Source organism: Methylobacterium oryzae, assembly GCF_036441375.1.
Taxonomy (GTDB): Bacteria; Pseudomonadota; Alphaproteobacteria; order Rhizobiales; family Beijerinckiaceae; genus Methylobacterium; species Methylobacterium oryzae_A.
Genome location: NZ_MLCA01000001.1, coordinates 263009 through 283611, shown reverse-complemented (window position 1 = coordinate 283611; position 20603 = coordinate 263009). Strand labels below are relative to the sequence as shown.

The following is a 20603-nucleotide window of genomic DNA, read 5'->3' as shown; positions in this document are numbered from 1 at the left end:
TGATTGTCGCCCTCGCCGCGCGCCCGTGGGGACGCCTTGGCCGGAACTGCCTCTTGCGGCATGTCCAGAGGTATCGCAACCGGCTCCGGACGCAAGTTCACCCACTGACGCATGCATAGCACCGCGCGGTCGCGGCCATCGGCGGCGACCCGGGGCCCGTACCGCTCACACGCGGTAATGCGCCGAATTCCGTGACAGGTTGATGTTGTAATAGGGGTCGGCGCGCAGCTCCGGACCCCAGCGGTCGAGCATGGTCAGCACCTCGCCCTCGAAGCGCTTCTGCTTCTCCGGCGTGTCCTCGGCCCCGCGACTCTTCGACTCGTGGTGAACCAATTTGGCGAAGGGCGTCCAGACGATCCGGTAGCCGGCCCGGCGGATCTTCAGGCAGAGATCGACGTCGTTGAAGGCGACCTTCAGGGCCTGGGCGTCGAAGCCCCCGACCTCCGCGAAGACGTCCGCCCGCATGGCCAGGCACGCGCCGGTGACCGCCGAGACCTCGTGGGCGATGACCATGCGGCAGAAATAGCCCGGATCCGCGTCCGCGACGCCGAGATGGCTGTGGCCGGCCACGCCCCCGATCCCGAGGACGATGCCGCCGTGCTGGATCGTGTGGTCCGGATAGAGGAGCTTGGCCCCGACGGCCCCGATCTCCGGCCGCACCGCGTGGCGGACGAGCTCGGCGAGCCAGCCGGGCTCGAGCACCTCGATGTCGTTGTTGAGGAACAGGAGCACCGCGCCCGTGGCGGCGGCGGCGCCGCGATTCGACAGATCCGAGAAATTGAACGCTCCCGGCACCGGCACGACGCGCACCCGCGGATCGTCCCGGTAGCGGGCGAACAGCGCGGCGGTCTCGGGCTCGCGGCTGTCGTTGTCGACGATGATCACCTCGATGTCCGGGTAGTCGGTCGCGCCGAGCAGCCCGTCGAGGGTCACCGACAGGATCTCGGCCCGGTCCCGGGTCGGGATGACCGCGGAGACCCGCGGCGGCGGCGCCGGCAGCGGCCGGATCAGGCGGTTGAAGCCGCCGGGGCCGCGCTCGGCCCGGCCGCCCCAGGGAGCCACGACTTCCTCCAGGGCCTGCAGGCGCGCGGCCTCCGCCCGGGCGAGCGACCGGTCGGAGAAGGTGCCGGAGCCCTGCGCGGCGCGCCAGTGATAGAGAATCCGGGGGATGTGGCGGATGCGGGCGGGGTCGAGCCCGTCGGTCAGCCGCAGCAGCAGGTCGTGGTCCTGACTGCCCTCGAAGCCGGGGCGCAGGCCGCCGACGGCGCGCAGCGCCTCGGTGCGCACGACCGTGAGGTGGTTGATGTAGTTCTGGGCGTAGAGCAGCTCGCGGTCGAAGCAGGACTTGAAATGCGGGTCGAACCGGCGGCCGCGCCGGTCGATCTTGTCCTCGTCGCTGTAGATCAGCACGAGGCCCGGGTCGCGGCGCAGCGCCCGGGCGACCTCGTAGAGGGCGTCCTCGGTGAGCGCGTCGTCGTGGTCCATGAAGGCGCAGACCGCGCCCCGGGCCATGCCCAGCGCGTCGTTGGTCGCCCGGGCGATGTGGCCGTTCTCCGACCGGGTGAGGACGCGGATGCGCGGGTCGGCCTCGGCCGCCCGGCTCAGGATCCGCGGGATCTCGGGGCGCGTGGAGGCGTCGTCGACGGCGCACAATTCCCAGTGGGGGTAGAGCTGCGCGCGCAGCGACGCCAGGGCCGCCCGCAGCACCTTCGGGTCCGGATTGTGGACCGGCATCAGCACGGAGATCAGGGGCGGATCGGTCCAGGCGGCGATCTCGGCGGCGATCCCGTCCCGCTCCGCGCGGCGCAGCGTGTGGGTGCCGAGCCACGCCTCGTAGCCGCTCACGCGCCGGTGGCGCAGCGCCCGGCCGAGAAAGCCCCGCGCCCGCACCTTCTTGCCGAGGATCCGCCAGGTGAGCGCCTGAATCGTCAGGCCGGGATCGCGCAGGAGCCCGCGGGCGGCCAGGACCGGCCGGGCGAGGCGGCGCACGGCGATCCGGCGCAGCCGGACCGGCACCCGCCCGGCCGGATCGGCGACGCGCAGCTCGACGACGTCCTCGGGCAGGCAGCCGATCCACGCGAAGGCGCCGCCCCCCCGGGCCTCCTGGGGCAGCAGCGTGCCCGGTCGCCCGTCGGGGCCGACGAGGCTGATGTCGGGTAGGGTGTCGCGGGCCTCCGCCGGGTCGTTGGACAGGATGATCTCGACCCATTGGCCCGCGAGATCCGGCAGCGCGACGCGCAGCCCGTCGGAGCCCGCCCGCGCCGCGAGGGCGCGCCGCCTGCTCCAAGGCCCCGTGACCTGCGCCGTCGGGAGGCGGAATTCGGGCGCCGCCGGCCCGGTCGAACGCACCATCAACTCCAGCTCTTGTCGACCGAGGCCTTCACGGCGTCCGACATGGCCACGTCGAACACGATCATGTCCTCAACCGCCTTGACGCTCTTCAGGCGCTCGGCCAGCGCCAGCGTCTCGGCCGGCACCGGCGGCAGGGTCGGGATCGGCGTGCCGATCCCGAGGCGGTCGAACAGCGTCGACGCGAAGGCGGGGAACCGGGTCTTGTGGCCGACGATGCCGACGCGGGCGAGAATCTCGATCGCCGCGATCGAGTTGCCGGGATGCAGCCGGTCGTCCGGCATGCGGGTCCCGAGCTGGCGGGTCAGCGGGTTGTAGAGCAGCCGGTAGGCGGGCTCGGGCAGCATGCGGAAGAAGCGCTTGAGGCTCTTCACGTCGGAGAAGTCGTACCCGTCCGCGAAGGCGGCGGCCTCGGCGAGCGGCCCCAGGCGCCAGCTGCGCGCGGGATCGGCGGCATCCGCGGCCCGGGCCTTCAGCCAGCGCATCCGGGCCGCCATCTCGATCTGCGGCTCCTGGAGCAGGATGGCCGTGACCATCAGGTCCGGCGTCATGAAGTTCTCGTAGCGCGGGATGGTCACGGCGCCCGACAGAAGGGCCGACGGGGCGGCCGGCCCGGCCAGCACGCAGCTCAGGATCTCGTCCGGCAGCTTGTGGATGCCGAAATAGCAGTGCTGGAAATACGGGAAGAGCGCCGTCTGGAGGACGATCTCGGGCTCGATGCCGGTGTTGATCAGCATGGTCCGCAGCCGAACCTGACCCTCGGTCGGCACGCGGCGGTAGACCAGCACGTTGGTGTCGGCGTCGTAGAGCTCGAGCCGCGGGATCTCGGACAGCCCCGGCACCTCGGCCTCCGTGACCACGAAGGTGCATTGCCCGGTGGCGTGCCAACCGTTGCGCTTGAAGGCCTCGTCGATGACGCTGGCCGGGACCTCGGCCACGCGTCGTCCGTCGACCGCGACCACGACCCGGCTGATGGCGAGGGGATTGTCCGGCACGATCCAGCCGCGGATCGAATCGCCCTGATCGTGGTCGATGAAGTAGCGCATGTCCTGAAGCGTGAGGCGGCGGCATGCCGGCGCCATGTGTCCGCCATGTGTCGCGGCGCGGCCGGATGCCGAGCGGCAGGGCCATAGCGCATTTTTCCGTCGGCGTGCACCATGGCGCGTTCGGCCCGGAGGCGGATCCCGGTGGGTTGAACCAACCGGCTCGAGGACCCCGTCTCTAAGCCATTGATGCAGAATGCGCTATCCGATCGGGTCGCGGGGCGAACGGAGCGGCGCGCGCCTCGGCCGGCCCCGCGGGGGACGCGGTCGATCGGCCTCGGCTTGCAGGTTCCGCTTGCGCCCTCGCCGGGCAGCCGCTATAGGCCCCGCCCACCGGAGCTCGAACGGCTCCGGCCCGGGCGCGTAGCTCAGCGGGAGAGCACTACCTTGACATGGTAGGGGTCACAGGTTCGATCCCTGTCGCGCCCACCATCTTACCTCCTGAGGTTCGATGGTTTTTACAGACGGTGAGTGAGTTTACTCAGGTTCAGCGAACCTGAGACCGGTTTGGCGGACCTCGCAGGCAGGTTCGCGCGGTGCCACTCAACCGTCTCCGAACTCCGGAAAGCCGTCGAGATCACCGACCACGAGATTGACGTCGCGGTCGACGCGGCCCTCGCGGATCTGGCGACAGAGGCCCAGCCACTCGCGAAGGGCTGGACGCTCGACCACGTCGAGACGCTCCGGACAAACACCCGTGCAGCCGAAGCGCTCACCACCTGAAAGCCGGCCGGGGAGCGCAACATGGTCCGGTCCGCGATCCTGCTGACGCACCCGGTCAGAGAATGAGCGACGCCACCTGCCTCGGCCGCGAGCGAGCCGCCATCCCGCACATGATGTGGCTGCAGGGATAGCGCGGCGTGAATCCGCCGAGACAGCTTAGGTGGACACCTCGATCGTGTAGGGGGTGCCGGGCGGCACCGGAGCGTTGGTCTGCCCGTGCGAGGGTAGGGTGGATCGCGGCGAGACGGAGGTGCCCGCACGTGCGCGCGGGCGGCGTCCCGGGCTTACGCTGATCCGACCTGACGCCGTCAGGTACCGCAGCAGGTCCGCAGTCGAGACATCTGGCCCGTAGGGCTCGAGCAGGCTCGCGACGCTGCAGCGTCCCGAGCGCCTGCAGGTGGCGCAATCGACGCACACTCGACCGGGCTGCACATTGCCGAGGCACCCCGTTCAAGCCGCCGGCGCCGACGATCTTCGCGACCGGTGGACGAATGGGAATGGCGGCCGATCTCGGATGCCGCGGCCGAGCGTTATCCGGCCTCCACGATCGGTGGAGAACGCGACGCGACGGAACCAAGAACCTGCATGCGGCTTGGCTCGCCATGCCTGGGAAGACGCCCGCCAAGAAGAAGCCGCTCAAGGCGGAGGTCGCCGAGAAGGCGCCCCGGAAAGTGGGGCTGCCGACGCAACTGGCCGCGATCCAGACGCGGTACCGCAACGCGCTGCTCGACGCGGCGGACCTTCCCCGCGCTGAACAGTGCGACCGCGTCCGGTCCGCGTTGGCGACGCTGCTCGCAGAGAAGGCTGCGCTGGGCGTGAGGGACGGCGAGGAGGCTGCCGAGGTGGAGTAGGCCTACCGCCCTAGCCCACGCGCCGCGAACTCCCAGACCGGTGGCCCCCAGGTCTGCCCGGGCTTCGTTCGGTAGCCTGAGAAGCGGTCGAACACGACCCGGTCCGGCTCGACGCCGGTGACCCGGCTGTCGTTGACCATCAGGGCGCCGGCATACTCGACCCGCAGGAAGCCGTGCTCCGGATGGACGCCGAACAGCTGCGGCGCCGTCCAGCCGAGCCGGTGAGCCTCGGCGCCGAACTGGTCGATGAAAGCCAGCGCGTTCGCCCGCATGGGCGGCCACTTCGCCGGCAGGAGATATCGGCACGGCGATGCGTGCTCAGACAGACGCTCGATCTGGTCGCGCCACGAGGCGACGGCGGGCGGGAGGTCGGACATGCCGGCGGGGTAGGGCCGAATGGTTGCCGGTCCGCTAACCGTCCGCTCGGCCTCGATCCGATCACGGTGCGGGGCAGCGGAGGGTTAGGTTCAGTCGCGCTCGGCTGCCGCCCTCACGAGCGACAGAAGCCGCCGTCGCTCCTCGGGATCTCGGATGCGGCTGTAGGCCAGAAGCAGTTCCTCGCACCCTCGATCGAGCGCGAACTCGCTTTCGCCAGCCCCATGAACTGACGCGGTCAGAGGCGATGGTCCGCAGAGCATTTCGGGCGGCACTCGGAGAGCGTCCGAGATGCGCAGCAGAAGCCGGTGCGGAGCCGATTGATTTGGCAGGGACGGACGCGCGGCGTGTCTATCCTCCGAAGGATACGTCGAGGACTTTCCGTTCGGGAGCGGCGCCTTGGATCCCATTGGGCAACCCCACCGGCGCACGAGCGGCCGCTTGAACGCATCCATAATGCAATCCACCGGGATAGGTAGTGCTCAACACGCAACAGTTGCGGCCATTCGAGGTGATCCTCTTGAGGTTGTGGCTCGACGTCGATTACTCAGACTGCTCCCGATATGGATACGGATGACGCACGGTGCCGAAGCCCAGATCCTTTGGTGGTCAGACCTGCCCGAAGGCGTTTCAGTCAGCGCTCGACGCACTTGACGTGATCGGTCGATGGGAATGGGATGCAACTACGGACTGTGCACGCTCGGACGCCTTCGTGGCGCTGCTGTTCGATATCGAGCCTGAGGGGGCTGAGGCCGGCGTTCCGCTCACCGCCTACGTCGAGGCGATGCATGCTGAGGATCGGGAGCGGGTTCTCGACCTGATCCGCCGCAGCGCCAGCGAAGGCAACACCTTCCTGACCGAGTATCGGGTGGTCTCGGCCGATGGCCAGACCCGCTGGGTTCTGGCGCGGGGGCGCTTCACCGCGGATCATCAGGGACGACCGGTGGGCGGAAGCGGGATCCTCGTGGACATCACGTCATTGCGCGTGAGCGAGGGCACGTTCGGGGACACCGTGCCCAGCATCGGGGAGACCCAGCTGGACCGGGCGGCCGAGCATGCGATCGCCGCACAGGAGGCGATCACGGAGCTGCAGGATCCGGCTTTGAAAGCGCAGGCCGATGCACTTCTGATGTCGCTCGGTCGCAAGCTTGCTCAGCGCGAAGTGCTGAACCGGCGGCGGCATATGCACTGACCGGCGAGCGCTTCCGTTCGATCGCGCCCCGCAGGGAGCGTCCGATTCAACGCTTTCCTATGCCGCAAACCCGATTCAGCGATGCCGGTTCGAATGCCGAGCGGATCCGCAACTCGGCTCGGGGCAGGCGGGCCGGCGGCGATCAACGGTCTGCGCGACTGCCGGCCGGCGGGTGCTTCCAGGCCGAGACCGGAGGCTCGAGCGGCGCCGCGGGCGTGCTCTCGACCAGCAGCGTCAGCATCTCGGAGCGTGAACTGAGCATCGCCGCCGGGGGCTCACCCGTAATGAGGCGCCAGCGTTCGACGAAGACGGCGGCAGGCAGATCGGCCGCCGCATCTGCGCTGGACGTCGGGCAGTCCTCTAGCGTCAGTGTGGTGTGTGCCATGCACACTGAACCGGCCCGGCCTGTTTTGGTCCCATCGCTCCATCCAGGACAGTGAAGGAAACGTTCCTGCGACCGCTGACGAGGAGTCCGCACCGGCAGACGGAGAGAACTCGAAGAGCGGTGAACTTTGGCGCGGCCCCGCGCGGCGTCAACTCGTCTTGTGATGCGGACAGCGACGGCAGAGTTTGGTCGTGCGGCCACGTCCTCGTCGCCCGCCTCGCGCATGGATCAGATCGCCCCGACCCGACCCAATGGCACCCGCAGAGGGCCTCATCGCGCCCTGGTCACAGCGTCGACGATCCTGGCCGTCGGGCTCTGGCTCGTCATCGACGCGGTGTCCGGCCGCGTCCTCTGGCTCTGGTAGAGCGGCACGAGAAAGCTGCCCCGGGCGAACCGGGCGGGCCGAGGCTCATCGCGACTGCCTCCGGCCGGAGGGGACCCGCTTCCGAACAGGCGCTCGCCCCGAGCGCCGGCCGGACGACGTCGGATCGACGCCGATGCGCACAGCGACTGGACGTGGCGACCGGGGGGCTGCGAAGCCGGCCCCGAGCGTGATGCAGCGCGGCCGCTACGATCCGCACGTCCCGGCAAGGCCGCGGGCGGAAGACGGCTTCAGCGGCGCTGAAGCGGGACGGCAATCTACCGGCCCACCGGAGCCATCGCAGATCCTGCCGTCCGATGCGACCCAGGCGTTCCGCCCGGACCAGCCGCGCGCGACCGCGTCGGACAGGGTCGGAAATCCGCCGCGCAGGTCGATGGACGCGATCCAGTACCGGTGATCGCCGAGGATCCGGTTCAAGCGCGCCACGCGCCGCGCGCGCTTCGTCCACGGCAGAGACGCCGCGATCCGGGGATCGACCTCGAGAGCGATCAAGCGCTGGCGCCGGATCTGCACCGTGGTGATGCCGCGAATGGCCGTCCAGGGGATCCAGTCGGTGGAGAGCCTCCGATCGAAGATCCCGCCCGGCCCCACGGACACCACAGGGCCGCGCTGGAACAGCGTGCGGAGGACGCGCGCCGCGCACAGACCGAAGACGCCGATTCCCAGACAGGCCGCGCCTCCGGTGAAGCTTCCGGGCGCCACCGTCCGGAGCCCGGCTCCGGGATCGTCGGAGAGCAGCCGGACGCAGGCGGCGACGAAGCCGCAGGCGGCCGCGAACAGCCCGGCCGCCCTCCAGGGCGAACGGTGGATCTCGACGACGGTCAAGGCGACACGCTCCCGCCTGCCTCCGACCCTGCGGAGGGGCCTGGGGTCTCGTAGCGAAGGCGCACCGGGCCGGCATCCCGCCGAGGCGGCCTCGGCCACGACGAGGGACGCGTCTCCGGCGAAATCGAGGCCTACGGGATCGAGGTGCGGGCAAGGGCCGCGCGGCGCAGCCGGCAGGCGGCCTCCGAGACACCGCGCGTCGGGTGCCGTTCTCCGTCCGGCCGCACGCGGTCGCAGGACCTCGCCGCCGCGTCCAGCACGGCCGAGGCCGCCGCCATGAGGGCCAGCGCCGTCGCCGAGCCGACCGAGATCAGGAAGAAGATCGTTGCGATGATTTGCGGAGCGGTCATGGCGCACCTCCTCGGGTGCCTCGCGGTGATCGGGAAGACTTATGGCCGGCGCCGTCAGGACTGCGTGCGGCCGAGCACGGGCCGCGTCGCGTCGGGCGCACCGCGTGCGGGACCGGTGCCCGTCGACGCGGCCGCCGCGGCCTCAGGCGCCGGACAGGCGGAGAACCGCAGCTCGATCTTCCGGCCCTCGCGCGCGACGACCTCGCAGGCTTGGTTCAGCAGCAGGGCGATCGAGATGAGCCGGACGGCGTGCGGCGGCCTCGCCTCCGGCTGGACCTCGATCCTCGCGCCGGATGTCCTGAGCTCCCAGATGAGGCAGTCGCAGCATTCCTGAGGGTCTCCGAAGAAGATCTGCCCCGTCTTGAAGGCTGGCCTCCAGGCCTCTTCCGAGCGGCTCCCGGTCATCGCGACCTCCTGAGGTTCGACCATTTCAGCCCGTAACGATGAGCTGAATACGGGGTCATTCCGGGAGCGAATTCCGTATCAAACAACACATCCGGCGCATGTGCCGGCCCTGCTGGCGCCAGCCCCGGTCCGGCGACCCGGGTCCGGAGGAAGGCATGCCCGCCCGGCCGCGGCCGCCCGGATCGGATCAGCCGAAGTGTCAATATTCCAACACCCTGCCGCTCGCCGTTTAATCATTCATTAACCATTCTAAACAGTTTAGTCGGATCAGAATTGCGTCGACAGGGAGCAGGGGACCCGTGAGCGAGCTGCAGAGGCTTCTGAGCGATCCTCGGTTTCGGTCCGCAGACAAGGCCAAGCGCAACGCCGGTGCCGCGCCCGAACCCGACCTCGGCAATGCCCTGCGCGTCGTCGCGTCGATGCAGTCACGGGCCGCGTCTCCGACACCGCCGGCCGCGCCGCAGGACTGGGACGCGCTCATCCACCGGGTGCAGGCCACCGCCCGCCAGGCGCGCGTGATCGAGGCTCAGGCGCGCGAGCGGGAGGCGCGCATCGAGCAGGTGCTGGATCAGGTCCGGGAGGAGATTCACGCCTCCAACGAGCGCGCCCGGATGGCCGAGATGCAGGCGCGCGAGACCCAGCTGCGCGCCGAGGCGCAGGTCATCGCCGCCGAGGAGCGCGCCAAGGCGGCCGAGGGCCGGGCCCGCACCGCCGAGGAGCGTGCCCGACAGGCCGAGGAATGGCTGGACCGGGTCCAGCAGGCGATCCTGTCCGAGTTCTCGGATCTCACCGAGCAGGCTGCGGCATGAGCGGCGCCGCCCGAGCGTGGGCCGAGCCGACCGAGCCCCACCAATCGGCCAACCCGGCCGGACCGCGCGACGGCCACGCCGATCCGATCGACCGGGTCGTGGCGCTGTTCTCCGGCGCCGCCTCGCCCGCGCCCGCATCCCCCGCGGCCGAGGATGATTGGTCGGCCTCCCTCACCGCGGTGCGCGGCGCCGCGGCGCGAGTGCGCGCCCTGCAGTCGAGCGCCCGGGACTCCGTCCGGGAGGCGCAGAGTTCCGTGCGCGCGGCCGAGACGGCGCTCCGCGCCGCGGAAGAGCGGGCCCGCCACGCCGAGGCACTCCTTCAGGCGGCGCTCGCGCGGGCCGAGCAGGCCGAGGCGCAGGCCCGCGCGTCGGAGCCGCGGAAGGGCGGGCCCGCCACGCCGAGGCACTCCTTCAGGCGGCGCTCGCGCGGGCCGAGCAGGCCGAGGCGCAGGCCCGCGCGTCGGACGAGCGGGCCGGGCGGGCGGAGGCCCAGCGGGCGGAAGCGCGGGCGTGGCTGCGCCGGATGCACGAGTGCATGGTCAGCGAGTTCGGCGCCCTGTCCGGAGCGGCGGATAGGCCCTGAACCGGCGCGCGTCGGACAGGAGGGCGCGGGCCCCGGTCGGTCTCCCCCACGGATCCGCGGCGGGCCGGCCTCGGACGACCGCACACCACCTCGATGAACCGCGGCGGTTGCCGCGCCCCCGGGCCGGCCGCGCCGGCGCGGCGCAGAGATTTTCCCGCGGCTACCGCAATTGCGAGTTCGCGCCTTAAGCCCGCGAAAACAATTCTCAGTCCAAGGAATTCAGATCTCGTCGCTTCGACACCGTCCACCCGGCAGGATCACAGTGACCCTCAGCCTCGTCCTCAGCACGTCCCTTCCGCTCCTCACCGGGGCGGTGGCCCTGCTGTGGGCGGGGTTCGTCGCTCCGGAGCGGGAGGAGCGTCCGGACGTGCCCGGCGTCCGCGACCTGCGCACGTGGTGAGCGCCGGAAACCGGCCGGGCGTCCGCGCGCGGCCGCGACGCGATCGGCACGGATCGCAGGCCCCGCGATAAGGCCTCCGCCGAACCGGCTCCCCGGTGGCGACGACATTCCGAGGACACGCCGAGGACACGCCGAGGACCTTCGGGGAGGCCCGGCCCCGTCCCGGGCCGCTTCCGGGGATGGCACCCGGCGCGCTATGACGCGCCGGACGCCCTCGCGGCGAGGGCCGGCTCACGGAGGCTTCCCATGGATCTCGGCTTGAGCGGGCGCCGGGCGCTCGTCTGCGCGGCGAGCAAGGGGCTCGGCAAGGGCTGCGCCCTGGCGCTCGCCCGGGAGGGCGTCGCGGTGACGATCACGGCCCGCAACGCGGAGACGCTGGAGCGAACCGCGGACGAGATCCGCGGCGCGACGGGTGTCACCGTCACCGCGGTCGCGGGCGACATCGCCACCGAGGCCGGCCGGGCCGCCGCGCTCGCCGCCTGCCCCGAGCCCGACATCCTGGTCAACAACGCCGGCGGCCCGCCCCCAGGCGATTTCCGCGACTGGGACCGCGACGCCTGGATCCGGGCCCTCGACGCCAACATGCTGGCGCCGATCGCGCTCATCAAGGCGACGGTCGACGGCATGATCGCCCGCAAGTTCGGCCGGATCGTCAACATCACCTCCGGCGCCGTGAAGGCGCCGATCGAGCATCTCGGCCTGTCGAACGGCGCCCGCTCGGGGCTGACCGGCTTCGTGGCCGGGCTCGCGCGGAAGACCGTGCGGCACGGCGTGACGATCAACAACCTGCTGCCCGGCCCCTTCGACACCGACCGGATCCGCAGCAACGCCGCGGCGGGGGCCGCCAAGGCGGGCACCACCGTGGAGGCGTTCCTGGAGGCCCGGGCGCGCGATAACCCCGCCGGCCGCTTCGGCCACCCCGACGAGTTCGGCGCCGCCTGCGCGTTCCTGTGCAGCCAGCAGGCGGGCTTCATCACCGGGCAGAACCTGCTGATGGATGGCGGCGCCTATCCCGGCACGTTCTGAGGCGGGCCTCCCGCTTGCATGGCCGCGCAGGTCTGTCATCCGGTGAGAATCATGAGCGTACGCGAGACCGTCGAGGAGCGTCTGGCCCGGATCGGGGAGGGGGACCCGGCGGTCTTCACCCGGCTCTACCCGGAACAGGCCCGCGCCGCGGCGGACGCCGCCGATGCGCGCCGCCGGGACGGGATCTCCCTCGGTCCCCTCGACGGCGCGATGGTCTCGATCAAGGACCTGTTCGACGTGGCGGGCGAGACGACGCGCGCCGGTTCGGCCCTGCTGGCCGACGCGGCGCCGGCGCGGGCGGATGCCCAGGTGGTCGCCCGGCTGCGCCGGGCCGGCGCGGTGATCCTGGGCAAGACCAACATGTCCGAGTTCGCCTTCTCGGGACTCGGCCTCAACCCGCATTACGGCACCCCCGGCAACGCCGCCGATCCGGCGCGCATCCCGGGGGGCTCGTCCTCCGGCGCCGGGGTCTCGGTGGGGCAGGGGACGAGCGACATCGCGATCGGGTCCGACACGGGCGGCTCGGTCCGGATCCCGGCCTCGCTGAACGGCGTCGTCGGCTTCAAGCCGACCGCCCGCCGCGTGCCGCTGGAGGGGGCCTTCCCGCTGTCCTACGCCCTCGATTCCCTGGGGCCGCTGGCCCGAACGGTCGCGGCTTGCGCGGCCGCCGACGCCGTGATGGCGGGCGCGGAGCCCGCGCCGCTGGAGGCGCTCGCCGTCGCCGGCCTGCGCGTCGGCGTGCCGCGGGGCCTGCTGTTCACCGAGACGGAGCCGCCCGTCGCCGAGGCGTTCGAGCGGGCGCTGTCCCGCCTGTCCCGGGCCGGCGCCCGGATCGCCGACCACCCGATCGACGACCACCTCGCCGCCATGGACGCGGCGCTCCCGGACGGCTCCCTCGCGGCGATCGAGGCCGCGGCGATCCACGCCGACTGGCTGGACAGCGCGGCCGACCGCTACGACAAGCGGGTCCACCGCCGCATCGTGGCCGGCCGGAGCGCGACGGCCGCGGGCTACATCCGGACGATGCGCCGGCGGGCCGCGCTGATCGCCGCCTTCGACCGGCATCTCGCCCCTCTCGACGTGCTGGCGCTCCCGGCGACCGCCACCACGGCGCCGCTCACTGCCCCGCTGGAGACGGACGACGCGGCCTTCCTGGCGGCCAACCGCCTGATGCTGCGCAACACCGCCTTCGGCAACTTCTTCGATCTCACCGGCCTGTCCCTGCCGATGTCGGGCCTGTCCCGGCCCGCGGGCCTGATGCTGCTGGCCCGGCACGGGCAGGACCGCCGACTCCTGGCGATCGGGGCCGGGATCGAGGCCGTGCTGGCGGGGTGAGCGCCCCGCGCGGCCCGGGCCCGCTCCTACGGAGGCCGGCGCTTTTATGGGACCTAGAACGATCGCTGGCACCGCGACTATCATTGGCATCGCGGCTACCACTGGCGTCGCCGCCGACGCGCGCGCGGGCGGCGCTCCGGACGGTCTGTCCCGGAGTGCCGCCCGCACCATCTACCGCTACCCAGATCCGCGGCCGGCCGGACAGCTGCCGCCGCGGCGCCGTATCCGGAGACCTGTGACCATGCGCCTCCCGCTCATTGCCTGCGCGACCGCGATCGCCCTGACCACGGGGGCGGCGGCGCAATCCGTGCCGGAGCCGCCCATCCAGAGCCCGCAGGACGCCGCCTGCCGGGAGCAGGCGCGGGCCCAGATCTTCAGCTATCCCAACCCGAACAACCTCAGCCTCTACGACCTCGGCTCGCAGATCTGGCACCTGTGCATGGCGGCCTATCACGGCCGCGGCCCCAATCCCGGCCGCACCGAGCAGCGCTTCTAGAACGGCGCCGGACCGAGCAACGGCCTGGAAGACGGCTCGAGCGGCCGCCCGCGCTGGCGACGGGCCGGCAGGACGCGGCCGCCCCATCCCGGGGCCCGCGGCATTGCCGGGCCGCGCGCCCTGGTGCACCCTGCCGGCGATTCCCGCGCCCGGACCGCGCCCCGAGCACCCGGCTCAGGCACCCGCGCCCGGGGATCGCGGGACCGCCTGCGCCGGGCGGCGATCCCGGAGGGCCGATAGGGCCGACCGGCAGGGAGCCGTCGCATGAGCGCAGCCACACCGTCGATCGTCGCGGACCGGGGCACGGGTCCCACCGATCACGCCGCGATCCGCGCGATGCGCGTCGACCTCGCGGCCGCCTACCGGCTCATCCATCGGCTGGGCCTCGACGACAGCATCTACACCCACATCTCGGCGCGGCTGCCGGGCGGCGGGCACCGGTTCCTGATCAACCCCTACGGGATGCGCTTCGAGGAGGTGACGCCGGAGAACCTCGTCACCGTCGACATCGACGGCAAGGTGCTCGAGGATCCGATGGGGCTCGGCATCAACCCGGCCGGGTTCACGATCCACAGCGCCATCCACGCCGCGCGCCACGACGCAATCTGCGTGCTGCACACCCACACGGTGGCGGGCGTGGCGGTCTCCTGCCAGGAGGAGGGGCTCCTGCCCCTGAACCAGTGGTCGATGCAGTTCACGGGGCGCGTCGCCTACCACGCCTACGAGGGCATCGCCCTCGACCTCGACGAGCGGCAGCGGCTGGTGGCCGATCTCGGCGACAAGCCCGTGATGGTGCTGCGCAATCACGGCCTGCTGACCTGCGGGCGCACGGTCGGCGAGGCGTTCCGGCTGATGCACAACATGGAGCGCTCGTGCCGGGCGCAGCTGGCGATCCAGGCGGCGGGCGCGCCGGTGATCCGGCCCTCCGCCGCCGTCGCCACCAAGACCGCCGGGCAATACGCCGCCGGCTACGACCGCGTGGTGGTCCAGGGGGCGCCCGACAACGAGTGGGCGGCGTTCAAGCGGATGCTGGCGCGGACGGATCCGGATTTCTTCGCGAAGGGGTGAGAGCGGAACTGTCGCCGGCCGACAGTTCGGTCGACGCGCCCCTCTCCGTCGTCGCGAGCGCAGCGAAGCGACCCAGGGCAGCGCGATTCCGGCCCGCTTGGCGTTGCTGGATTGCTTCGCTCCGCGCGCGAGGACGGCGGTGCCGCAGTCATCGACCGGAGAGGGTATGAGACGCCAATCGGGCGCTCCCGTCCCCGCAGGAGCGAGACGCCGCGGCACGCGCCTCACCCCGCCGCCCAGGCGCTGCTCGACCGGTAGGTCTGCTTCAGGAACGCGATGAACGCGCGGGTCTTGGCCGGCACGAAGGCGCGGCTCGGATAGACCGCGAAGATGCCCGCCGAGGCCGCGGCCGTGTAGGCCGGCAGCACCACCTCCAGCAGCCCGTCGCGCAGCTCCGCGTGCACGTCCCAGGTGGAGCGGAGCGCGATCCCGAGGCCGCCGATCACGGCCTCGCGCACCACCTCGTTGGAATGGGTGCGCAGGGGGCCCGACGCGCTCACCGTGCAGGGCCCCTCCGGCCCGGTGAGCCGCCAGGGGTTCTGATTCTCGGTGGCGAGGCAGACATGGCCGCGCAGGTCGTCGAGGCTCTGCGGCCGCCCGGCCGCGTCGAGGTAGCTCGGCCGCGCGCAGAGGACCCGCCGCACCGGCGCGAGTCGCACCGCCGTCAGCCCGGAACTCTCCAGCGCGCCGACCCGGATCGCGAGGTCGTAGCCGCGCTCGACGATCGACTCGAAATCGTCGCTCAGCTCCAGGTTCAGCACGAGGTCCGGGTGCAGGGCGAAGAAGGCCCGCAGATGCGGGACGATGTGCAGGCGCCCGAAGGAGCTCGGCGCCGTGACCCGGAGCGTCCCCCGGGCCCGCGTCGCCGTCTGCGACACGAGGCTCTCGGCCTCCGCGATGGCGTCGACGATCGGGGCGATCCGCTCGAAGAAGGCCGCGCCGACATCGGTCGGGGCGACGCGCCGCGTGGTGCGGTGCAGCAGGCGCACGGCGAGCCGCTCCTCCAGCCGCTTCAGCCGTTTCGAGACCACCGCGACCGACAGGCCGAGTTCCGCCCCGGCCTGGGTCAGGCTGCCGGTGCGAACCACCCGGGCGAAGATCTCCAGGTCGCTCTGATCGTGCATTCTCAACGCTGCGGAAAAAATCAAATCCTTTTTGCCGCCTTTCTCGCCGCTGCCAAGCGATCTATCGAGGGAGATCAAAAATTTTTCACCGCACGTTCGATTTTTTCTGACGTGCCGGGCCACCCATTCCAGAGGATCGCCATGTCGAATCTCGTCGTCGCCGAGGATCTCCGCACCTTCCTGTCCGAGGAGGTGCTGCCCGGGACCGGCCTCTCGGCCGACCAGTTCTGGTCGGGCTTCGCCGCGCTGATCCGCGACCTCGCACCGCACAACCGGGCGCTGCTCGACCAGCGCGACGGCCTGCAGGCGGACATCGATTCTTGGCACCGCGACCATCGCGGCCGGCCGCACGATCCGGCAGCCTACGCGGACTACCTGACGCGGATCGGCTATCTGCAGCCGGAGCCCGAGACCGTGCGGGTGACCACCGAGAACGTCGACGCGGAGATCGCCGAGATCGCCGGGCCGCAGCTCGTCGTGCCGATCTCCAACGCCCGCTACGCGCTGAACGCCGCCAATGCCCGCTGGGGCAGCCTCTACGACGCCCTCTACGGGACCGACGCGATCCCGCAGGAGGGCGACCGCGCGCCCGGCACCGGGTTCAACCCGGCCCGGGGCGCCGCGGTCGTGGCTCGGACCAAGGCGTTCCTCGACGCGGCCGCGCCGCTCAGCGTCGGCTCCTGGGCGGATGCCGTGGGCCTCTCGGTCGCGGGCGGCCGCCTCTCCGTCGACCTAGGGGCGGGCCGCAGCGCCGGCCTGACCGGCGCCGCCGCGTTCGCGGGCTTCACCGGCGCGCCCGAAGCGCCGACCGCGCTCCTGCTGCGCCACAACGGCCTGCACGTCGAGATCGTGATCGACCGGACGAGCCCGATCGGCCGCACTGACCCGGCCGGCATCGCCGACGTGGTGCTGGAATCCGCCCTGTCGACCATCATGGACATGGAGGATTCGGTCGCCGCCGTGGACTCGGCCGACAAGGTCGCGGTCTACCGCAGCTGGCTCGGCCTGATGCGCGGCGACCTCACCGCCAGCCTGTCCAAGGGCGGCCGCACGATCGAGCGGCGCCTCGCCGCGGACCGGACCTACACGGCCCCCGACGGCGGGAGCCTGACCCTGCCGGGACGGTCGCTGATGCTGGTCCGCCATGTCGGCCACCACATGTACACCGACGCCGTGACCCTCGACGGCACCGAGATCCCCGAGACGATCCTCGACGCGGCCGTCACCGCGCTGATCGCCCTGCACGACCTGAGGGGCACCGGTCCGCTCCGCAACAGCCGGACCGGCTCGGTCTACATGGTCAAGCCCAAGCTGCACGGTCCCGACGAGGTCGCCTTCGCGGTCGAGCTGTTCGGACGGGTCGAGGCGCTGGTCGGCCTCGCGCCGCGGACGCTCAAGATCGGCGTCATGGACGAGGAGCGGCGCACGACGCTGAACCTCAAGGCGGCGATCGCCGCGGCGTCGGACCGGCTGTTCTTCATCAACACCGGCTTCCTCGATCGGACCGGCGACGAGATCRACACCTCGCTGGAGGCCGGCCCCGTGGTCCGCAAGGACACCATGAAGGCGACCGCCTGGATCAAGGCCTACGAGGACGGCAACGTCGATGCCGGCCTCGCCTGCGGCCTGCCGGGCCACGCGCAGATCGGCAAGGGCATGTGGGCCGCCCCGGACCGGATGGCCGCGATGCTCGACGCCAAGGGTGCCCATCCGGAGGCCGGCGCCAACACCGCCTGGGTCCCGTCCCCGACCGCCGCGACGCTCCACGCGCTGCACTATCACCAGACCGACGTCCGCGCCCGCCAGGCGGCGCTCGCCGGACGGGCGCCCGCGACCCGCGCCGCCATGCTGACCCTGCCGCTCGCCGAGGGCGCCTTCGCGCCGGAGGCCGTGCGGGAGGAGCTCAACAACAACTGCCAGGGGATCCTGGGCTACGTGGTCCGCTGGGTGGACCAGGGCGTCGGCTGCTCCAAGGTGCCGGACATCCACGAGGTCGGGCTGATGGAGGACCGCGCCACCCTGCGGATCTCCAGCCAGCATATCGCCAACTGGCTGCGCCACGGGATCGTCGACCGCGATCAGGTCGAGGCGGCGCTCCGGCGGATGGCGGCCGTGGTGGATCGCCAGAACGACGGCGATCCGGCCTACCGGCCGATGGCCCCGGGCTTCGACGGGCCGGCCTTCCGGGCCGCGCAGGCCCTGATCTTCGAGGGCGCCGGCCAGCCGAACGGCTACACCGAGTTCGTGCTGCACCGGTTCCGCCGCGAGGCGAAGCGCCTGGAAGCCCGCGTTCGGGCAGCCTGAACGCCGTCCCGGAACCCGGGCGCGCCTCGGGATCCGCCGCGGCGATCCGCGGTCCTGTGCGGCACGTCGTCGGCCTCGCCGACGGCGATGACGCGCGGCAGGATCGCGTCGGCGCCGGCCGCGTGACGGTGGAATTGCGGCAGCGCACGGTCCCGCGCGCAGAGCTCGCCATTCCTATGGCGGGCGAGGCCCTCCGGACGATCCGGGCAGCGGGATCCGGCTCGTCCGGACGGGCGAGCACCTCTCCGGGCCGAGCCTCCGCGACGGTGCCGCGCCCCTCTCGCACCGCCCCCTCGGCGGAGCGATCTGCCAGGCCCGGTCGGGCAGCGCCTGACCCGTGAACCGGCAAGCCTCCTGGGCCCGAACACCGCGACGCGAACCCGCGAGGCGCGAGCAAGCCTATCCGGCGCTGGCCGGGCGGCGCGGAGATCCTCCGCCGCGTCCGGCCTCTGCTCCGGAGCCCTGCCGAGCAGGCCCGCCACGGTCCGCGGCGTCCGCCGGTCGGCCGGAATGACCAGATCGGTCCAGCGACATGGTCACGGCTCCTCTCCCGTCAGCGGCGCTTGCGCGTCATCACGTAGACCAGCAGGTTCGCCACCGCCCGGTAGAATTCAGCCGGGATCGCCCGGTTGATCTCGACATGGTCGTACATCGCCCGGGTGAGCGCCTTGTCGACGACGACCTCGATCCGGTGCTTCTCGGCGATCTCCCGGATGCGCAGGGCGATCAGGTCCGCCCCCTTGGCCAGCACCATCGGGGCGTCGTTCTCGCTCTGGTCGTAGCGCAGCGCGATCGCGTAGTGGGTCGGGTTTGCCAGGATCATCGTGGCGCGGGGCACCGCCGCCATCATCTGCTTGCGCAGCCGGTCCTGCGCCAGCGAGCGCATCTTCGCCTTGACGAGCGGATCGCCCTCGAGCTGCTTGAACTCGTCCTTCACCTCCTGCCGCGACATCCGCAGATCGCGCTGCCAGCGCAGGCGGGTCCAGACCAAGTCGCCGGCGACCAGCGCGATCGTCGCGACGCTCACGGCCGAGACGAGGCGCACCGACAGGGTCAGCAGGAATTCGGGCAACCCGACTGGATCCACGAACATGACATTGACGATCTCGTGGCGGTCCGCGTGCAGGACCATGTAGGACATGCCGCCGATCGCGAAGAACTTGAAGAGATTTTTCCCGAACTCGATGAATCCCTGCAAACTGAAGATCCGGTTCCAACCGGCGGCGGGGGAGATGCGGGACCATTTCGGCTGGATTCGATCGAACACGATGCGCGGTGCATTCTGGAAGATCGAGGCGGCGATGCCGGCCACGAGGAGGATGACCAGGACCGGCAGCAGGAACCGGCCCATCTCCAGAGCGAGGGCGTGGACGAGGCGCATCGCGTCGTGACTCGTCTCCACGCTGAAGTTGCGCGGATGTTCCAGGATCAGCGCGAGCCTCCGCACGAAGGGGAGTCCCTGATCCCGCGCCACGAAGACGAGGAAGATCAGCAAACCCAGGATGGAGGCGAAGACGGGAGCTTCCCGCGAGAAGGGCGTATTCCCCTCCGCGACCGCGTCGCTGATCTTCTTCTCGCTCGCCGCCTCGGTCTTGCTCTCCTTGTCCTCAGACATCGCGGTGACCCGATCTCGGGCCGCCGCCGGTACTGCGCCGACCAGCGCGACGGGACGCGTGCCTCGAACCTGGGTTCCGGGACCGTCCCCGATCGGGGACGACGCTAGCGGATGTAGGTCTCATCCGAGTCGGCCGGGGTGAGTTCGATCTCGCCGCGCGCCGCCATCTCCAGCGCCTGGTCGGTGATCGCGCGGCGCGCATCGAGCACGTCCCGCTGCGAGGCAGGCTCGCCACCCTCCAGCTCGTGCTCGACGAGGCGCCGAGCGCGGGCGGTCAGCGCGCTGAGGACCACGTTCCGCAACGGCCCGTTCGTGCCTTTCAGGGCCAGGATGACCTTCTCGTGCGGAACCTGGTCGAAGAGCGTCGTCCGCGCCCGCGGCGTCATATGGACGATGTCGTCGAAGGTGAAGAGCAGGCCCTTCAGGATCTCGGCCGATTTCGGGCGCGTCTGCGTGAGATTGTCCAGGACCTCCTCCATGCTTTGGCGCTCCATCTTGTTGACGATATCGGCCATGCGCGAATGGGTATCCGCCGCGGCATTGCGCGCCAGATTGATCATGAAGTCCTCGTGGATGGTCTGCTCGATCATCTTCATCGTCGTATCGACGATCGGCTTGAACGTCAGCATCCGCCGCATCACGCCGTTGCGCAGCGGCGGCGGCAACTGCGCCATCACCTTGGCGGCGCAGGCCGGCTTGACCTTGGACAGCACCAGCGCCGCCGTCTGGGGATGCTCCTTCATCAGGTAGCCCGCCAGGGCGGTCTCGGACCCGTTGGAGATGCGGTCCCAGATCGAGCGTCCTACATGCTCACCCGGGCCGGGATCGACGAAGCGCGGATCTGGCGCGTCGAGGGTGCCGCGGACCGGATGCCGCGCAACGCCGCGGATCCGAAGGCTCCGGAGAACCGCCGGATCGAGATTCTTCTGCAGGGATCGCCAGGATGAGGGCTCCCGGGATCGC

At 71.3% G+C, this 20603-nt stretch carries 21 protein-coding genes, 1 tRNA gene and 1 pseudogene; 12 read left to right on the top strand and 11 right to left on the bottom strand.

What is annotated here, in order from left to right:
* Positions 1-165: 165 nt before the first annotated feature.
* Together MOTC310_RS01275 and MOTC310_RS01270 are read right to left on the bottom strand one after the other, a co-directional pair.
* A complete protein-coding gene (locus MOTC310_RS01275; RefSeq protein ID WP_331300533.1) occupies positions 166-2352 on the bottom strand; it encodes a glycosyltransferase family 2 protein in 2187 nt (728 codons plus the stop codon).
* Positions 2352-3395 (bottom strand): hypothetical protein, encoded by a 1044-nt coding sequence (locus MOTC310_RS01270; protein ID WP_331294440.1) that lies wholly within the window; start codon positions 3393-3395, stop codon positions 2352-2354. Before MOTC310_RS01270 ends, MOTC310_RS01275 begins: the two co-directional genes overlap by 1 nt.
* Before the next feature lie 354 nt (positions 3396-3749).
* On the opposite strand from MOTC310_RS01270, the gene MOTC310_RS01265 reads away from it, so the two are divergent.
* From MOTC310_RS01265 to MOTC310_RS01255, 3 genes are all read left to right on the top strand, one after another.
* Positions 3750-3824 (top strand) — tRNA-Val (locus MOTC310_RS01265).
* A 75-nt stretch (positions 3825-3899) separates the two neighbouring features.
* Positions 3900-4115 carry a hypothetical protein gene (locus tag MOTC310_RS01260; RefSeq protein WP_331294297.1) on the top strand — a complete coding sequence of 72 codons (216 nt, stop codon included), beginning with the start codon at positions 3900-3902 and terminating at the stop codon, positions 4113-4115.
* Between the two features lie 602 nt (positions 4116-4717).
* Positions 4718-4966: a hypothetical protein gene (locus MOTC310_RS01255; RefSeq protein WP_331300532.1), complete on the top strand. Its 249-nt coding sequence runs from the start codon at positions 4718-4720 to the stop codon at positions 4964-4966.
* A 2-nt stretch (positions 4967-4968) separates the two neighbouring features.
* Here the strand turns inward: MOTC310_RS01255 and MOTC310_RS01250 are convergent, their stop codons facing one another.
* Positions 4969-5238 (bottom strand): hypothetical protein, encoded by a 270-nt coding sequence (locus tag MOTC310_RS01250; protein WP_331300531.1) that lies wholly within the window; start codon positions 5236-5238, stop codon positions 4969-4971.
* 815 nt (positions 5239-6053) lie between these two features.
* Here MOTC310_RS01250 and MOTC310_RS01245 point away from each other — a divergent pair.
* Positions 6054-6533: a PAS domain-containing protein gene (locus MOTC310_RS01245; protein WP_331300530.1), complete on the top strand. Its 480-nt coding sequence runs from the start codon at positions 6054-6056 to the stop codon at positions 6531-6533.
* A 142-nt stretch (positions 6534-6675) separates the two neighbouring features.
* On the opposite strand, the gene MOTC310_RS01240 is transcribed toward MOTC310_RS01245, so the two are convergent.
* The 4 genes from MOTC310_RS01240 to MOTC310_RS01225 all read right to left on the bottom strand — a co-directional run bounded on the left by MOTC310_RS01240 (position 6676) and on the right by MOTC310_RS01225 (position 8880).
* Entirely contained in the window at positions 6676-6918 is a 243-nt protein-coding gene (locus MOTC310_RS01240) for a hypothetical protein (RefSeq protein WP_331294301.1), read from the bottom strand.
* 568 nt (positions 6919-7486) lie between these two features.
* Complete coding sequence (locus tag MOTC310_RS01235) at positions 7487-8224, bottom strand: STM3941 family protein (RefSeq protein ID WP_331294302.1); 738 nt, start codon at positions 8222-8224, stop codon at positions 7487-7489.
* Between the two features lie 32 nt (positions 8225-8256).
* Complete coding sequence (locus tag MOTC310_RS01230; protein ID WP_331294303.1) at positions 8257-8475, bottom strand: hypothetical protein; 219 nt, start codon at positions 8473-8475, stop codon at positions 8257-8259.
* A gap of 54 nt (positions 8476-8529) precedes the next feature.
* The gene (locus MOTC310_RS01225; RefSeq protein WP_331294304.1) at positions 8530-8880 is read right to left on the bottom strand and encodes a hypothetical protein; all 351 of its coding nucleotides are present in this window, start codon (positions 8878-8880) and stop codon (positions 8530-8532) included.
* A gap of 299 nt (positions 8881-9179) precedes the next feature.
* On the opposite strand from MOTC310_RS01225, the gene MOTC310_RS01220 reads away from it, so the two are divergent.
* Positions 9180-9689 (top strand): hypothetical protein, encoded by a 510-nt coding sequence (locus MOTC310_RS01220; protein WP_331300529.1) that lies wholly within the window; start codon positions 9180-9182, stop codon positions 9687-9689.
* A gap of 319 nt (positions 9690-10008) precedes the next feature.
* Here MOTC310_RS01220 and MOTC310_RS01215 read toward each other — a convergent pair whose 3' ends face one another.
* Entirely contained in the window at positions 10009-10218 is a 210-nt protein-coding gene (locus tag MOTC310_RS01215) for a hypothetical protein (RefSeq protein ID WP_331300528.1), read from the bottom strand.
* 316 nt (positions 10219-10534) lie between these two features.
* Between MOTC310_RS01215 and MOTC310_RS01210 the strand changes: the two genes are divergently transcribed.
* The 5 genes from MOTC310_RS01210 to MOTC310_RS01190 all read left to right on the top strand — a co-directional run bounded on the left by MOTC310_RS01210 (position 10535) and on the right by MOTC310_RS01190 (position 14597).
* Positions 10535-10672, top strand: a complete 138-nt coding sequence (locus MOTC310_RS01210; RefSeq protein ID WP_331294307.1) for a hypothetical protein — start codon at positions 10535-10537, stop codon at positions 10670-10672.
* 246 nt (positions 10673-10918) lie between these two features.
* Positions 10919-11698, top strand: a complete 780-nt coding sequence (locus MOTC310_RS01205; RefSeq protein WP_331300527.1) for an SDR family oxidoreductase — start codon at positions 10919-10921, stop codon at positions 11696-11698.
* 51 nt (positions 11699-11749) lie between these two features.
* The gene (locus tag MOTC310_RS01200) at positions 11750-13033 is read left to right on the top strand and encodes an amidase (RefSeq protein WP_331300526.1); all 1284 of its coding nucleotides are present in this window, start codon (positions 11750-11752) and stop codon (positions 13031-13033) included.
* 241 nt (positions 13034-13274) lie between these two features.
* Positions 13275-13529 carry a hypothetical protein gene (locus tag MOTC310_RS01195; RefSeq protein WP_331294309.1) on the top strand — a complete coding sequence of 85 codons (255 nt, stop codon included), beginning with the start codon at positions 13275-13277 and terminating at the stop codon, positions 13527-13529.
* Between the two features lie 264 nt (positions 13530-13793).
* Positions 13794-14597, top strand: a complete 804-nt coding sequence (locus MOTC310_RS01190) for a class II aldolase/adducin family protein (protein ID WP_331300525.1) — start codon at positions 13794-13796, stop codon at positions 14595-14597.
* Positions 14598-14821: 224 nt separating this feature from the next.
* Here MOTC310_RS01190 and MOTC310_RS01185 read toward each other — a convergent pair whose 3' ends face one another.
* The gene (locus MOTC310_RS01185) at positions 14822-15721 is read right to left on the bottom strand and encodes a LysR family transcriptional regulator (RefSeq protein ID WP_331300524.1); all 900 of its coding nucleotides are present in this window, start codon (positions 15719-15721) and stop codon (positions 14822-14824) included.
* A gap of 141 nt (positions 15722-15862) precedes the next feature.
* Between MOTC310_RS01185 and MOTC310_RS01180 the strand changes: the two genes are divergently transcribed.
* Positions 15863-18025, top strand: coding sequence for a malate synthase G (locus MOTC310_RS01180; protein ID WP_331300523.1), 2163 nt, complete (start codon positions 15863-15865; stop codon positions 18023-18025).
* Positions 18026-18578: 553 nt separating this feature from the next.
* Here MOTC310_RS01180 and flhB read toward each other — a convergent pair.
* Entirely contained in the window at positions 18579-19640 is a 1062-nt protein-coding gene (flhB, locus tag MOTC310_RS01175; protein ID WP_331300522.1) for a flagellar biosynthesis protein FlhB, read from the bottom strand.
* Between the two features lie 104 nt (positions 19641-19744).
* A pseudogene (locus MOTC310_RS01170) lies at positions 19745-20440 on the bottom strand (flagellar motor switch protein FliG); the annotation flags it as partial.
* 6 nt (positions 20441-20446) lie between these two features.
* On the opposite strand from MOTC310_RS01170, the gene MOTC310_RS01165 reads away from it, so the two are divergent.
* Entirely contained in the window at positions 20447-20587 is a 141-nt protein-coding gene (locus tag MOTC310_RS01165) for a hypothetical protein (protein WP_164891281.1), read from the top strand.
* Positions 20588-20603 lie beyond the last annotated feature (16 nt).

Excerpts from the sequence above, each read along its gene's own strand:
- MOTC310_RS01190 (WP_331300525.1), top strand. The coding sequence starts at position 13,794 with ATGAGCGCAGCCACACCGTCGATCGTCGCGGACCGGGGCACGGGTCCC.
- MOTC310_RS01200 (WP_331300526.1), top strand. The coding sequence starts at position 11,750 with ATGAGCGTACGCGAGACCGTCGAGGAGCGTCTGGCCCGGATCGGGGAG.
- MOTC310_RS01275 (WP_331300533.1), bottom strand. The coding sequence starts at position 2,352 with ATGGTGCGTTCGACCGGGCCGGCGGCGCCCGAATTCCGCCTCCCGACG.
- MOTC310_RS01230 (WP_331294303.1), bottom strand. The coding sequence starts at position 8,475 with ATGACCGCTCCGCAAATCATCGCAACGATCTTCTTCCTGATCTCGGTC.
- MOTC310_RS01240 (WP_331294301.1), bottom strand. The coding sequence starts at position 6,918 with ATGGCACACACCACACTGACGCTAGAGGACTGCCCGACGTCCAGCGCA.
- MOTC310_RS01195 (WP_331294309.1), top strand. The coding sequence starts at position 13,275 with ATGCGCCTCCCGCTCATTGCCTGCGCGACCGCGATCGCCCTGACCACG.
- MOTC310_RS01255 (WP_331300532.1), top strand. The coding sequence starts at position 4,718 with ATGCCTGGGAAGACGCCCGCCAAGAAGAAGCCGCTCAAGGCGGAGGTC.
- MOTC310_RS01250 (WP_331300531.1), bottom strand. The coding sequence starts at position 5,238 with ATGCGGGCGAACGCGCTGGCTTTCATCGACCAGTTCGGCGCCGAGGCT.
- MOTC310_RS01165 (WP_164891281.1), top strand. The coding sequence starts at position 20,447 with ATGCTCACCCGGGCCGGGATCGACGAAGCGCGGATCTGGCGCGTCGAG.
- MOTC310_RS01205 (WP_331300527.1), top strand. The coding sequence starts at position 10,919 with ATGGATCTCGGCTTGAGCGGGCGCCGGGCGCTCGTCTGCGCGGCGAGC.
- MOTC310_RS01225 (WP_331294304.1), bottom strand. The coding sequence starts at position 8,880 with ATGACCGGGAGCCGCTCGGAAGAGGCCTGGAGGCCAGCCTTCAAGACG.
- MOTC310_RS01270 (WP_331294440.1), bottom strand. The coding sequence starts at position 3,395 with ATGCGCTACTTCATCGACCACGATCAGGGCGATTCGATCCGCGGCTGG.
- MOTC310_RS01185 (WP_331300524.1), bottom strand. The coding sequence starts at position 15,721 with ATGCACGATCAGAGCGACCTGGAGATCTTCGCCCGGGTGGTTCGCACC.
- flhB (WP_331300522.1), bottom strand. The coding sequence starts at position 19,640 with ATGTCTGAGGACAAGGAGAGCAAGACCGAGGCGGCGAGCGAGAAGAAG.